At 57.8% G+C, this 13996-nt stretch carries 13 protein-coding genes; 9 read left to right on the top strand and 4 right to left on the bottom strand.

The genetic code is table 11. The features are described 5' to 3' along the window. The first annotated feature begins 70 nt into the window (after positions 1 to 70). The 9 genes from EO087_RS13000 to EO087_RS12960 all read left to right on the top strand — a co-directional run bounded on the left by EO087_RS13000 (position 71) and on the right by EO087_RS12960 (position 8684). On the top strand, positions 71 to 2881 hold the full coding sequence (locus EO087_RS13000; protein WP_128899235.1) for a fimbria/pilus outer membrane usher protein: 2811 nt from the start codon (positions 71 to 73) through the stop codon (positions 2879 to 2881). Between the two features lie 75 nt (positions 2882 to 2956). Then, positions 2957 to 3931, top strand: coding sequence for a fimbrial protein (locus EO087_RS12995; protein WP_128899234.1), 975 nt, complete (start codon positions 2957 to 2959; stop codon positions 3929 to 3931). Positions 3932 to 3943: 12 nt separating this feature from the next. Further along, entirely contained in the window at positions 3944 to 4474 is a 531-nt protein-coding gene (locus EO087_RS12990) for a fimbrial protein (protein ID WP_128899233.1), read from the top strand. Positions 4475 to 4586: 112 nt separating this feature from the next. Continuing rightward, on the top strand, positions 4587 to 5117 hold the full coding sequence (locus EO087_RS12985) for a fimbrial protein (protein ID WP_128899232.1): 531 nt from the start codon (positions 4587 to 4589) through the stop codon (positions 5115 to 5117). Between the two features lie 184 nt (positions 5118 to 5301). Next, entirely contained in the window at positions 5302 to 5682 is a 381-nt protein-coding gene (locus tag EO087_RS12980; RefSeq protein WP_240669058.1) for a fimbrial protein, read from the top strand. A 684-nt stretch (positions 5683 to 6366) separates the two neighbouring features. Continuing rightward, a complete protein-coding gene (locus tag EO087_RS12975) occupies positions 6367 to 7023 on the top strand; it encodes a fimbria/pilus periplasmic chaperone (protein WP_205744366.1) in 657 nt (218 codons plus the stop codon). Positions 7024 to 7194: 171 nt separating this feature from the next. Then, on the top strand, positions 7195 to 7851 hold the full coding sequence (locus EO087_RS12970; protein ID WP_205744365.1) for a fimbria/pilus periplasmic chaperone: 657 nt from the start codon (positions 7195 to 7197) through the stop codon (positions 7849 to 7851). A gap of 219 nt (positions 7852 to 8070) precedes the next feature. Next, on the top strand, positions 8071 to 8265 hold the full coding sequence (locus EO087_RS12965; RefSeq protein WP_343132982.1) for a type II toxin-antitoxin system HicA family toxin: 195 nt from the start codon (positions 8071 to 8073) through the stop codon (positions 8263 to 8265). Between the two features lie 8 nt (positions 8266 to 8273). Next, the gene (locus EO087_RS12960) at positions 8274 to 8684 is read left to right on the top strand and encodes a type II toxin-antitoxin system HicB family antitoxin (RefSeq protein WP_128899228.1); all 411 of its coding nucleotides are present in this window, start codon (positions 8274 to 8276) and stop codon (positions 8682 to 8684) included. A gap of 8 nt (positions 8685 to 8692) precedes the next feature. Here EO087_RS12960 and EO087_RS12955 read toward each other — a convergent pair whose 3' ends face one another. The 4 genes from EO087_RS12955 to EO087_RS12940 form a co-directional block, all read right to left on the bottom strand. After that, positions 8693 to 9802, bottom strand: a complete 1110-nt coding sequence (locus tag EO087_RS12955; protein ID WP_240669057.1) for a glycosyltransferase — start codon at positions 9800 to 9802, stop codon at positions 8693 to 8695. A 12-nt stretch (positions 9803 to 9814) separates the two neighbouring features. Next, positions 9815 to 10957, bottom strand: a complete 1143-nt coding sequence (gene hpnH / locus EO087_RS12950) for an adenosyl-hopene transferase HpnH (protein ID WP_128899227.1) — start codon at positions 10955 to 10957, stop codon at positions 9815 to 9817. A 135-nt stretch (positions 10958 to 11092) separates the two neighbouring features. After that, on the bottom strand, positions 11093 to 11695 hold the full coding sequence (idi, locus tag EO087_RS12945; protein ID WP_240669056.1) for an isopentenyl-diphosphate Delta-isomerase: 603 nt from the start codon (positions 11693 to 11695) through the stop codon (positions 11093 to 11095). Beyond that, complete coding sequence (locus EO087_RS12940) at positions 11688 to 13967, bottom strand: hydroxymethylglutaryl-CoA reductase, degradative (protein ID WP_128899225.1); 2280 nt, start codon at positions 13965 to 13967, stop codon at positions 11688 to 11690. Before EO087_RS12940 ends, idi begins: the two co-directional genes overlap by 8 nt. Positions 13968 to 13996 lie beyond the last annotated feature (29 nt).

The following is a 13996-nucleotide window of genomic DNA, read 5'->3' as shown; positions in this document are numbered from 1 at the left end:
CCCATCTCGCCCAAAAAATCAGATTTTAACAGGTGGTCAGCGGAGTGCTGGCCATATCAGGAGCGTTTTTATGCAAGCCAACGCAATCGCCAACCTATCGATTGCCCATAAAGATGTCGGCTTGCAGCGACGTTTGCTGCCTGCGTTGCTTTTGAATGCATTGGCGTCATCGGCTTACGCAGCGGCTCCCGCATCACCCGCTGATCCAGCAGCACCGAGTGCAGCGGACCCGGTGAGCTTCGACAACTCCTTCTTTCCAACCGGCATGGCACCGAAGGTGGACCTGTCGCGCTTCGAAAAGGGCAACGTCGTATTGCCCGGAACGTATCGCGCCGACATACGTCTCAACAAAACATGGCAAGCGCGTACCGACCTGGTGTTCGTCAGCGTTCCGGGGAAAGACAGCGCGGCGCCCTGCTACGACCCGGCCCTGTTGATCCGTATCGGCGTGGACCTGAAAAAGGTGCTTACGCAAAAGGAAAACCCCTCCCTCAAGAAGATACCGGAAGGGAAATTCTGTGGCCCGATCGGCGACTACATACCCGGCGCCACGGCCGATTTTGACATGGGCACGCAGGAACTATCCTTGTCCGTGCCACAGATCTACACCAATCAGGCTGCGCGCGGCTATGTCGATCCCTCGCAGTGGGATGCGGGCATCAACGCCGGGGTTCTTAATTACTCCTCCAACGTGTATCGCTATACCACCAGGGGACAGAGCCAGACCAGTGGCTACGTTGGCCTCAATGCCTCGGCAAGCCTGGGCTCGTGGCATCTCAACACACTCGGCTCCTTGAGCTGGACGCAGCGTGGCGGCACGCATTATCAGAATACCGCTACCTATCTGCAACACGACATCCCCGTGCTGCAGGCGCAACTGGTTGCCGGCGACACCTTCACGCCGGGCGACATGTTCGACAGCGTTCGTGTACGTGGAGCACGCCTGTACAGCGACGATCGTATGCTGCCCCAGTCCATGCGCGGCTATGCGCCGATCGTGCGTGGTATCGCCCAGACCAATGCGCACGTGGTTGTCCGCCAGCACGGCTACATCATCTACGATGCCAACGTCGCACCGGGTCCGTTCGTTATCGAAGACCTTTATCCCACCGGCTACGGCGGTGACCTGGATGTCGAAGTCACCGAAGCCGATGGACGCGTACAGCGCTTTACCGTGCCGTTCTCCGCCGTCACGCAACTGCTCCGCCCGGGACAAAGCCGATGGAGCATCACCGCCGGCAAGGTTGAGCAACTGAATCTGCTCGACACACCATACATCGTGCAAGGCACCTATCAGCGCGGCATCAGCAATCTCATCACGGGCTACGCGGGCGCCACCTTCGCCAATGGCTACGGCGCGATGCTCGCGGGTGCCGCGCTTAACACCTCGGTGGGCGCCTTTTCGCTCGACATCACGCACGCCACCCATCAGGCGCCGAACCAAGGCACCACCAACGGCCAAAGCTTAAGGGTCGGGTACAACAAAAACCTCGTCGACACCGGCACCAACTTCTCGGTGGCCGCGTACAGGTATTCCACCAAAGGCTATGTCGGCTTGGCCGACGCCGTGGCGCTGCGCGATGCCTGGGCGCGCGGCTATCCCTACAGTGATGTATGGCGCCAGCGCAGCCGCCTTGACGTAAACATCAACCAATCGTTGGGCGATACCTTCGGCCAGTTGTTCCTCCAGGGTTCGATGCTCAACTACTGGGGCGGCGCCGGTCGCCAGGTGAACTTCTCAGCGGGATACGGCAATCACTGGAAATCATTCAATTACAGCTTTACCGCCCAACGTGTGCTGCAAAGCGATAGCCAGCAATTCGTGCCGGGCAACGCATCGCTTGACCAAATTCCCGGACTGCCGAGCGGCTACAATGTTGCCTCGATTCCGGGACGCCGCGATACGCAAATTCTCTTCACCGTCAGCGTGCCGTTGGGACGCAGCGATCGCGCGCCACAGCTCACCGCCATGGTCAATCGCGACAGGGACGGCGGCAGCAGCAGTCAGGCAACAGTGAGTGGCAGCCTCGGCGCAGACAGCCGCTTCACTTATGGCGCAACGGCCGGCCAAACGGACGGCAGCGGCACTAGCGGCTCGCTCAACGCACAGTATCGCAGTCCACTAGCACAGTTGGCGGGTGGCTACAGCCAAGGTGGTGGCTACCAACAATTCAACGGAGGTGCTACAGGCAGTGTCGTGGTGCACCGTGGCGGCGTCACCTTTGGGCCGCCTACCGGCGACACCATCGGCCTCGTCGATGCACCCAACGCAGCGGGCGCTACCGTATCCAACAGTCAAGGCGCCAAGGTGAATGGGAGCGGCTACGCGATCGTGCCCAACCTGATGCCCTATCAGCTCAATACGGTCGCGCTCGATCCCAAGGGTGCCGACGCCAGCCTGGAACTGAAATCCACCACAGCCAACGTGGCTCCGCGCGCAGGCTCTGTCGTCAAACTGAAATACGACACCACGCATGGTCGTGCCGTCATGGTCGAAACGACCCTTCCAGACGGCCGCCCCGTACCCTTTGGCGCCGAAGTATTCGATGCGCAAGGCAACAGCGTGGGCGTGGCCGGTCAAGGCAGCCGCTTGTTCATTCGTGACTTGCCGGATTCAGGTGTGTTGACGGTGAAATGGGGCGAGGAAACCACCGATTCGTGCCAGATCAATGTGCAATTGCCCGAAGCGAAGAAGGGGCAACAGGCTGAGCTGCAAACAGTGCAAGCCCGTTGCAAGGTCAACGTTACAGCAACTTTGTTACCTGAAGTGATGCAGCCGAAGGCATCGAACCCGATTGAGTCGCGCGAGTCACAGAAATCGAAAGCCGATATGAACGATTGGGAGAATCTCCCAAATGTCCCTGTGAGAGGTGGCCAATGAACGACTCAAAAACATTGGAATGTTTTTCATTCGAATAATATTTTCATTAAATAAATCTCTTAGTGAGAGGTTAATATGTTAAAAATATTCATTATTTCAGCAACACTTCTTTTATCGCTCTTAGCGAGTAAAGGAGTACTTGCCCAGTTTAACGGCTGCATCATGGTAAATCCCGGATGGGTCCAAAATTCGTCGTGGCCCGATCCGATTATCGTGGATAGCGCCTCAGCGAACGGAACTGTCCTTGCCACACTAGTCGGAAGTCCAAATAATAACTTCGGCACTTTTGTTAGTGCAGCACATAATCTTTTCGCTAACTGTACTGTGGGTTGGTATGTAAGCGGCGCTATCGCCAATGGTGGTACCTGGAATACAAATGTCCCAGGTGTGGGCTTGCGCGTCACTTACGGAAGTGCGCAGGTCAATGGCAGCGGCACTCAGCAACTTAGGTTCCCCCAAGAATTTTACACCGCATCGATGCAATTGGAACTGATTAAAACCGGTTCGGTTACGTCCACTTCGACGCTCAATCCCATCAATTACTACTACAACTGTTCCGGGTGTGGCACAGGTGGTGGTGGAGGGCCGGACGACTGGTATGGCCTGAGGTTGTCTGTAAGTGGAGTGACGGTTCAACCTGCCGCGCCGACTTGCTCACTTTCCACCTCCAGCGCCACCTTCAACATGGGCTCCGTGTTGACGACCGCCTTTACTGGCGGCCCAGGCAGTCATCAGGAGTGGGTAGCCAACCAATCCCTTGTCTCGGGTGGCTGCAATGCCAGCACCGTCTCCATGACCTTCGCAGGAACCGCTGCGGGGGCTCCGTACAGCAACGCTTTTGCCAACGCAGGCACCGCCACGGGCGTGGCGCTGGAGCTATGGCAGGCAGTCGGCTCGCAAGCCATCCCCAACAGCAGCACGCCCATCAATTTTACGCCGCAGGGCGCAGGTGGAAGGTACACGTTCCAGGCGCGCTATATCCAGACGGCATCGACTGTGACAGCCGGCTCGGTCAACGCCACCGTGACGGTCACGGTCAACTACAAATAAGGGACAAACCTCATGCGTCCATCGGCCAACAAAGTCCTCTTGCCTGGCTTTTTGCTTGCTACTTGTCTTGCGTCGAACGCGGTCTGGGCGGAGAACGCACAGATAAACTTTATTGGCACGATCAGCGGGCCAACCTGTTCGCTGCAAACGTCCGACATCACCATCCCCATCGGCACCGTGGACAAATCGACATTTACCGGCATTGGCAGTAGTTCACCTTGGTCGCCGAATGTACAGCTAGTTTCGGCCGGCTGTAATGCCTCCCTGGTATCGATGACCTTCAGCGGAACAGCCGATGCCAACAACTCAAGTTTATTTACCGTGACCGGTGGTGCGGCGGGCATTGGTATTGAAGTGTGCAAGACCGGCGGTAGTGCCGCTGGCGAGTGCGCGGTGCCGAACGATACGAGCAGGCCCGTTACGTTTACGCCTGCTCCGGCAGGTCAAGGCTATTCATTCGCCGCACGTTATGTTCAGACGGCCGGAACCATTGCCGCTGGGCCGGGTAACGCAACGATTACCGTAGTGATCACCTACACCTGACGATCCGAGCATTAACACCGGAATGGAAAGCCTGTGCTCAAAAGCAGACTCACGGTAACAACCGGTAAAGCTCCCACCTCAACTACCCTCTATTGCAGATAAGGAAAACATCATGCAACGTTCAACAATAAAAGCTCTCTTTCCAAGCCTGCTGATCGCTGCCTGCATCGCACCGAACGCAGTGTGGGCAGAAAATGCAACCATCCATGTAACCGGTACGATTACCGGCTCGACGTGTTCCCTGCAAACCTCCAGTATCACCCTTCCCATTGGCAATGTGGATAAATCGACATTTACCGGCATTGGCAGCACATCGCCTTGGTCGCCGAATGTACAGCTAGTTTCGGCCGGCTGTGATGCATCCCTGGTATCAATGACCTTCAGTGGAACGGCTGACGCCAACGACTCAAGTTTATTCAAGGCGACCGGTGGTGCGGAGGGCGTTGGTATTGAAGTGTGCAAGAGCGGCGGGAGTGCCTCTGGTGAGTGCGCGGTACCGAACGATACGAGCAGGCCTGTTACGTTTACACCTGCTCCGGCAGGTCAAGGCTATTCATTCGCCGCACGTTACGTACAAACGACCGACGCCATTACGACTGGTCCCGGTAACGCGACAATTACCGTCTTGATTACATATACCTGATGGCCCGAACATGAGAAGCACTTCAGAATCAAGGATGTCTTGGCAGAGGCGGCATAAAGCAATGGCTATTTGCCTCGTTGGTGGGTGGCTAATGCTTGCAGAAGGCATAGTGATGGCACAGGACGCCAACATTGAGGTGACAGGCAGCATTTCGGGTGGTTCCTGTGCCATATCGACGGATCCCGTGAATTTAGGCGCCCATAATCTGGGCGAATTCAATACGCCTGGAGCGCCTACCCAATGGGTCAATTTCGCCATCACCTCGCAGGGGTGCGCGGCCGACATCGTGACGCTGCACATGGGGTTCGACGGCACCGCCGATACGGATAATGCAAATGTGTTTGCGGTGGCACCGGGCGGAGCAACGGGCTTGGGCATCCAGTTGCAGGGCCTGGATGCGGCCAACACCATCGTCATTCCAAACAGCACCGCACAATTGATCACCTGGACGCCGGAGGCTATCGGCGGCACGTATCCCATGCGCGCGCGCTATATGCAGACCAAGGCTGCTGTGACACCTGGCCCGGCCAACGGCACCGTCACGGTGATGCTTTCTTACAACTGAAGCTTTTTTCAAATCCAATTCAATATTCGGTTTTGACATCAAGACCTGCTTTAATATTTTGCATCCAGATGTATATGACTGAATGCTTTGTAAGGAACGGCACCATATGGCAGCGCGTTTGCCAATCAGGGGACCACTACAGGTGTGGCATTGGAGCTATGGCAGTCAAACGGCTCGCAAGCCATCCCCAATAGCAATACGCCCATTAATTTTGCGCCGCAGGTCGCAGGTCGCAAGTGGCATGTACACTTTCGCGGCCCGTTATATCCAAACGGCACCCACCGTGACAGCCGGTTCGGTTAACACCACCGTTACGGTCACAGTCGACTATAAATGAAGTGAACGCAAGGCGATGCTTTTCAATTGGGCTCGTACGCACCGGGTGATGTCAATCGCGCCGCCAAGACAGCGCCGTCCAGCAGGGAGCCACAGTCTTTCAGACTTTCGTCAAAGTCCGGCTTGATACCCGTTTTTGCCTTTACGCTGAACATCCAGAAATGCAAGCAGACAATGGGTGCACGGGCTACGCCGGGACACAGCACGTCCCCTTTTGTTATTTCACGTCGGGAGTAGAACATGCACATCGCCTCGTTATTTCGCACAGCGCGCCCATGGGCTTCTGCGTGCCTTGCGGCGTTGCTCAGCTTGCCGGCATCGGCCGATGTAGTCCTCAGCACGACACGCGTGATCTATCCGGCGCAAGAGCGTGAAATCACCCTGTCGCTGACCAATGACGAAAAGACGCAACCTCGTTTGGTACAAGCCTGGATCGACGATGGGCAGGTAGATACTCCGCCCGATCAAATCCATGTGCCGTTTGAGTTGATGCCACCGGTGTTTCGTCTGGACGCGGGCAAAAGCCAGGTGTTGCGCATCGTCTATACCCACGAAAACAGCGCCGCGAACCCGCTTCCCAAGGACAAGGAATCCTTGTTTTGGTTAAACGTGTTGTCGGTGCCGCCTGATCCCAGTAACGCGAAAAGTCAAAATCTCCTCAAATTCGCCATCCGTACGCGCATTAAGTTTTTCCTCCGTCCCGAAGGGCTTGCCGGCGATGCGGAGCAAGCACCGGCACAATTGCAATGGAAACGTGTTTCCCATGGAAATGAGCAAACCCTGGAAGCCTATAACCCCAGCGCCTATCACATCTCTTTTGCCAACATCGCCGTGGTTGTCGATGGCCGGGAGGTCAAGAGCGAGCCCCCTCCCATGCTCGCCCCGGGTGCCACTGGCAGATACGTGCTCAAGGATTTGACCCAGCCACCAACGGGTGCGGCCACGATACGTTTTACGACGGTCAACGACTACGGCACCGCCGTCGACCATACCGCGAAGTTGTAGTCGCATGCATGACCAAAGCCCGCGATGAGGGTTACCGGGCGATCGACTCGCCTACCGGAGAACGCGATGACGATTCGTTTGATTTTCAACTTATGTTTGGTGGCGTCCGCCTGCCTGATCCATCTGCTTGTCGCACCCGCACAAGCAGGTGTAGTGCTGGATACAACCCGCGTGATTTATCCGGCGCAAGAACGCCAGATCACCGTAGCCCTTACCAACGACAACAAGGATCTGCCGATATTGGTGCAGGCGTGGATTGACGACGGCGATGAGAAAAGCACACCAGACCAGATCAACGCTCCCTTCTTGCTGGTACCACCGATGTTCAGGATGGAACCAGGCAAAGGGCAATCGCTGCGCATCACCTATCTGCAAGACAAGCCGTTGCCCACCGACAAAGAATCGGTGTTCTGGTTGAACGTGCTGGAAGTGCCGCCCAAACCCAAGGCTGCCAAAGGCGAAGCGAAGAACACCTTGCAACTGGCGTTTCGCACGCGCGTCAAATTGTTTTTCCGGCCGAAGGGTTTGAAGGGGGCGGTTAAAGATGCGCCAAGTCAGCTAAATTGGAAATTACTGCGGGAAGGCTCAAAGCAAGTGCTCCAGGCGGAAAATCCTAGCGCCTATTATGTTTCCTTTGAGAACGTGTCGCTGGCCGTAAACGGCAAGGAAGTTAAAAACGACGATCCACAGATGATTGCGCCCGGCGGCACGCAGCGCTTTGTGCTTGAGGACATCCCTTTGCCCGTGGACACAAAATCCGAGGTGCGATTTACCAGCATTGATGACTACGGCCAGATTGTCCCGCATAACGCAGCGTTGACGCGTTAGCCCAGCCTCAAGACAGAAGCGTTCATGGCAACCTACGTGATGTACACGCGGTCTTTCCAGCGCGAACGCACACCGCGCCAGTAATGGATTGCCGAGCTCCAGGTCATACCGAATCGCCACCTTTACAGAGCACGGTGCAAATTGGACAAAGTCAACAATCGGGGGACTAGTGGACCGAAGGGCAACAGGTATAGTGTTGACAGCCTTTTCGTTGTGGGTATGATACCCACCATAAAGAGCGCGGATGTGATCAAGCGGCTGGAAGCCGAGGGCTGGATGCTTAGCCGAATCAAGGGTTCACATCACCAGTTCAAACATCCAGCAAAGCCCGGCCTTGTAACTGTCCCGCACCCCAAAGCCGATACTCCGAAAGGTACTTTCCATAGCATCGCCAAGCAGGCGGGATGGAAATAGGAGGCCCTATGCGATTCCCAGTTGTTCTCCATACGGATGACGGCCTGCACTACGGCGTCATCGTCCCGGATTTGCCTGGCTGTTATTCGGCAGGCGATTCTATTGATGACGCCCTCGTGCAAGTACTTGAGGCCATCGACCTGCATCTGGAGGGCATGATGGAAGACGACAAGACCGAGCTACCGGAACCCAGCCTGATCAATGCGCACCAGCAGAATCCGGATTACGTCGGTGGCATATGGGCCGTGGTCGACTTCGATACGTCCAAGTACGAAGGCAAGGCGGAAAAAATCAACATTACCGTGCCACGTAAGTTGCTTTCGAAGATCGATGCCTATGTGTCCAATCATCCAGGAGAGACACGATCTGGCTTTATGACTCGTGCCGCCCTGCAAGTGATACGCGGCAAAGCTGCGTAAATAGCGCACTACGTGCTGTAAACACGATCCTTCCAACGCGAACGCACACCGCGCCAGTAACGGATTGCCGAGCTCCAGGTCATACCCAGATACAGCGCAGCGGCGAATGGCAATAGCAATGCCCAAGCCAGCCGCATGCCGTAGTAGCGCAGCATGGGTAGATAGCTGAGCATCATCGCGACCAGGGCCAGCACGCCCAGGCGCGAGGTGATCGGCGAGCTGAGCAGCAGGAACGGTACGCCGTAAGCGAGCACGAACAAGGCGGTGACCAGCAACAGCAGTGGCGTAGAGTAACCAAGCTGGGTGAATGCAGAGCGTGCAACCATGTCGTGGATGGAGCGCACGCTACCATAGGGACGCAGGCTGACCACGCCGCGGCTAAGTCCCAGCCAAGTGCGATAGCCGGCGTTCTTGACTTGTCGCGCCAGTGTGCAGTCATCGATCAGTGCGTTGCGTAGGCTGGCGAAGGCGCCAGCACGATGTAAAGCTTCGGTATCGACCAGAATGCAGCCACCCGCCGCTGCCGCGATAAGCTTCGAGCGCGAATTGGATATCGCGAAGGGATAGATCAGCTTGAAGTAGTACACAAAAGCCGGCAGCAGCAGGCGATCCCAAAAGCTGGTGCGGCGCAGGTCGGCCATCAGCGAAACAAATTGGCGATTGTCGCGACGCTTGTGTGTCAGCAATGCGGCAAGCAAGCCAGGCTGCAATTGAATGTCCGCATCCAGCAACAAAGTGATCGGCGTTTGCACATGCGCCTTGCCCTGCTCCAACGCCCATAGCTTGCCGGCCCAGCCTTGCGGCAATGGTTGACCGCTGATCACGCGCACGTTGGGAAACGAAGCGGCGATCTTGGCGGTGTCGTCAGTGGATTGATCATCGATCACCACGATTTGCAGGCCGCCGCCTTGCGCCTGCAAACCAGTCAGCGTGTGGCTGATGACGTCGGCCTCGTTGCGGGCCGGGATGAGTACGGTGATTTCGCTGAGATCGACCGATCCGGCTTGCGGGTCGGCTTCAATACGTTCGCGAGTGCTCCAAGGCCGCCACGGTGCCAGCAGCAGGCCCACCCACATCAGTGCCGGCAGTGACGCGGCAACCCACTCCAGCACGCTCATCGGCGACCCAGATCAGGGATTGGCGTCGACGCCGGTCGAGGCATTGCGGTGCTGGATCGAGCTGATCGGAATCTTGATCGCGGTGGCATCGGCACGGTCGCCATACTTAATCGGCAGATCCGGCGCCATCGGGCCGTCGGTACGCGGCCCAAACATGGATACCTTCAGCGCTTTCAGTGGATGGGCAAACATATCGTCCACCGCCGTGCCTTCAAAGCCGCAATGCGCCATGCAGTTGTCGCACTTGGGATTGATACCTACGCCGTACTTCTCCCACTCGGTATCTTCCATGAGTTCCTTGTAGGTCTTAGCGTAGCCTTCATCCACCAGCAGGTAGCAGGGCTTCTGCCAGCCGAAGATGTTGTAGGTTGGGTTGGACCACGGCGTGCATTGGTAGGCCTGGTTGCCTGCGATGAAGTCCATGAACATCGCCGACTGATTGAACGCCCACTTGCGCTTGCGTTCCTTGCCGACCTTGAAGATGCTGCGGAACAGCTGCTTGCTTTCGCTGCGCCCCAGGAACACATCCTGGCGCGGCGCGTGCTGATAGCTGTAGCCCGGCGATACGGTGATGCCTTCGACACCCAGTTCCATCGCATAGTCGAAGAAGTCGGCGACTTCTTCCGGCGGCTCGCTGTTGAACAGGGTGCAGTTGACCGTGACGCGGAAGCCTTTGGATAGTGCGAGCTTGATCGCCGTCACGGCCTTGTCGAACACGCCGTCCATGCACACGGATTTGTCATGTTGCTTTTCGAGGCCATCGAGGTGTACGGACCAGGTGAAGTACGGCGACGGCTTGTATTCGTCGATGTGTTTGGGCATCAGAATGGCATTGGTGCACAGGTATACGAACTTCTTGCGCGCCACGATGCCTTCGACGATCTTCGGCAGGTCTTTGTGGATCAGCGGCTCGCCGCCCGGAATCGAAACGACCGGTGCGTCGCATTCGTCCACGGCCGCCAGTGCCTGCTCCACGCTCATGCGCTTTTGCAGAATTTCCTTGGGCTGATCGATCTTGCCGCAACCGGCGCAAGCCAGATTGCACTGGAACAATGGTTCCAACATCATCGCCAGCGGATAACGCTTCTGGCCGCTCAGCTTCTTGCCAAGAATGTAGCGCGCGATCGTGGTCTGCTGAATAAGTGGAATACCCAAGGGAATCTCCAATACGTCAATGCCGTAGATGCTTGCCGTCCGCCGTCTGACGATACCTGCGCATCCTTAAGCTGTAAGTGCTTATATGGGGTTCAGTATAAGCCACCAAAGTGGCTGCCGTTATGTCTATCCTGCCTAACCCTTGGACAAGGGGGCGAACACGTGAGCATGCTCATGCCGGATCCTCTCCCATTCGATCTTGAACCAGGGGGAGAAAGTCTCGGGTTTGGCCGCCATTTCCGCATCGAGCGCATCGGGCGAGATATAGCGCAAACCTGAAATTTCGTTCACGTTCACGGTCGGCGCATCGTCGCTGCGACCCGCATACACCCAGCACAGTTCATGTTCGGCACCGTCCGCATCGAACTGCGCGTGGTATTCAAACTTGAACAAGTACTGCAGATCGCAGGTCAGGCCGAGTTCTTCTTTCAGGCGACGATGGATAGCGGTATCCACCGTTTCGCCGCGGCGCGGATGGCTGCAGCAAGTGTTGGACCAGAAACCCGGCCATAGGCGCTTGCCCGGTGCGCGCTGCTGCAGCAGCAGTTCGCCCTTCGCGTTGAACACGAACAGCGAGAAGGCGCGATGCAACGTGCCCTTGCCTTCGTGCGCCGACGCCTTGTCAAGGAAGCCGACTTCCTGGTCATTGGAATCGACCAGCACCAGGGGTTCGTCGTCGAAAGACACGATGTCGTTGGAGTCGCGCCACTCTTGACGCTCGAGCTCTTGGTTATCCAATGTCCACCTCCATAGCCTGATAGCCGGCATCGCGCATCGCGGCGGCCACTTTTTCGCGGTTCTGCGGGCACAGCGCAACGATCGAGCCGCCGCCACCGCCACCTGTAAGCTTGGCGCCGATCGCGCCGTGTTCGCGCGCGATCTGCACCAGTTCTTCCACTTCCCAGCTCGACACACGCAATGCGTTGAGCAGGCCGTGGCAGATGTTCATCAAGTCACCCAGTCGCTCCAGATCGTAGTGTTGCATGGCTTCCATACCTTGCAGTGTAAGCGCGTCGATCTGCTGGAAGATGCCGTCGTACAGCGCCGGATTGCGCTGCCATGCCGTGCGCACCTTGCCGACCGTTACCGCAGTAAGGCTTTCCTTGCCGCTGATGCCAATCACGATCGGAATGCGCTTGGACAAGTGCAGCTCGCGCACCATCGGCGCGTCGCCCTTCTTGCTGGCGCGCTTGTATAGCAGTGGCTTGCCATAGGTGGCCACGGTGTTGTCGATACCCGAGGCAGAACCATGCGCCACTTCTTCGCAGCGGAACGCGAGTGCGTTGATCTCCTCGTCGCGCAGGCCCAGCTTGTAGTGCTGGTCGAGCGCACGGATCACGGCTACCGCCATCGCGGCCGAGCCGCCAAGGCCCATCGCACGCGGCACGTTCGGGAACACTTCGATACGCATCGAGCGCTCGGTGAGTTCCAGCGTGTCGAAGATGATGCCAAGCGAGCGCTGGAAGGAGTCACGATGCGCCGGATCACGGTGCAAGCGGTATTCCACACCCCAGCGTGGGATGAACATGTCCACACCGCCGGACTGGGTGTCCTGCACCACAGCGCGAACAGCGAGCGGTACCGGCGCGGCAATCGCATGGCTGCCGTAGACGACAGCATGCTCACCGAGAAGAATGATCTTGCCATGGCCGCAGGCGCGATGATCGACGGCTGACTGCTCGGTCACATCCGGCACACCGCGCGACTCCTTGCGCACTTGGTCGACAATTTCCTGCGCCTTCCAGATCTTGATCTCGCCGCTTTCCACCAGGCGCTCCACCACGGTGTCGAAGATTTCCGCCGTAGCGCCGGCGGCGACGGCGACGCTGCGTGCATGCAAGGTCATGTGACCTTGCTGGATGCCCTCGGTGACCAGCGCGCGCAATGCGGAGAAGTTCTGCGCCAAACCCACAGCACCCATGATTTCAGCCAGTTCACGCGCTGTCTTCACGCCGAGCAGGCGCAGGTTGAGCGCCACGGTGGCGTTGGATTGCAGCGGACCGCCGACAGTGCCGACCTTCATCGGGATATCGAGCTCGCCGACCAGCTCGCCCTTCTCGCCCTTGTACCAGCGTGTGAGCGAGGTATAGCGACCACCGCGTGCAGCATAGGCATGCGCGGCCGCTTCGATGGCGCGCCAGTCGTTGCCGGTGGCCAGCGCCACGGCATCGACACCATTCATGATGCCCTTGTTGTGCGTGGCCGCGCGATACGGATCGATGCTGGCGAATTCGTTCGCGAGCACGATGCCATCGCGCACTTCCTCGCCGGTGAAGCCCTTGCCAGTGAGATGCTCGACGGGAATCACGCAACGCGCGCGCACCATCGAGCGATCGGTGAGGTTGGAAAGAATGCGCAGGAAGACGCGGCCACTGGTCATTGTTTCGACCAGCGAAGCAATGCCTTCGCACATGGTGTTGACGAGGTTAGCGCCCATCGCGTCGCGCGTATCGACCAACAAATGCACCGCCAGCATGTCGCCGCCTTCGGGACGCGGATGGATATGCACTTCCAGGTCCTGCGCGCCGCCACCGCGCGCCACCATCTGCGGATGCAGGCTGTTGGCGAGGTTGAGCAGTTCGTCCTTACGTTGCAGCAGGACGGCCTTGGCCTGCGCCAGATGCGGCACATCCACGACTTGCACCTGGCCGATCAGCACCGGCTCGGTGCTCTCGACGGTGAAACCACCCGTGCCGCGCACCACCTTAGCCGCGGAAGACAGGGCCGCGACGATGGAGGGCTCCTCCACCACCAGCGGCACGATGTAGTCGCGACCGTTGACCAGGAAGTTGAGGCCCAGGCCGACCGGCAGGCCCATCACACCAACCACGTTCTCGATCATCTTGTCGGCTTTGTGGATCTTCAGCGTGTGCTCGCCGGAGACCAGCGCCTGATAATCCTCGGCCGAAAGCCAGCCGCGCTCGTGAATGATGCGCACTCGGTCGGAAACCGAGAGTTTGTAGAAAGCGGGAAATCGGGACCGTTCGGCACTCGATGATTCGGCGCTCATACCATAAGTACTCCGTATAAATCGTTATC

Source organism: Dyella sp. M7H15-1 (assembly GCF_004114615.1).
Taxonomy (GTDB): Bacteria; Pseudomonadota; Gammaproteobacteria; order Xanthomonadales; family Rhodanobacteraceae; genus Dyella_B.
This window is presented reverse-complemented; position numbering and strand designations above follow the sequence as displayed.

Excerpts from the sequence above, each read along its gene's own strand:
- EO087_RS12985 (WP_128899232.1), top strand. The coding sequence starts at position 4,587 with ATGCAACGTTCAACAATAAAAGCTCTCTTTCCAAGCCTGCTGATCGCT.
- EO087_RS12955 (WP_240669057.1), bottom strand. The coding sequence starts at position 9,802 with ATGAGCGTGCTGGAGTGGGTTGCCGCGTCACTGCCGGCACTGATGTGG.
- EO087_RS12960 (WP_128899228.1), top strand. The coding sequence starts at position 8,274 with ATGCGATTCCCAGTTGTTCTCCATACGGATGACGGCCTGCACTACGGC.
- EO087_RS12965 (WP_343132982.1), top strand. The coding sequence starts at position 8,071 with ATGATACCCACCATAAAGAGCGCGGATGTGATCAAGCGGCTGGAAGCC.
- EO087_RS12990 (WP_128899233.1), top strand. The coding sequence starts at position 3,944 with ATGCGTCCATCGGCCAACAAAGTCCTCTTGCCTGGCTTTTTGCTTGCT.
- EO087_RS13000 (WP_128899235.1), top strand. The coding sequence starts at position 71 with ATGCAAGCCAACGCAATCGCCAACCTATCGATTGCCCATAAAGATGTC.
- EO087_RS12995 (WP_128899234.1), top strand. The coding sequence starts at position 2,957 with ATGTTAAAAATATTCATTATTTCAGCAACACTTCTTTTATCGCTCTTA.
- EO087_RS12940 (WP_128899225.1), bottom strand. The coding sequence starts at position 13,967 with ATGAGCGCCGAATCATCGAGTGCCGAACGGTCCCGATTTCCCGCTTTC.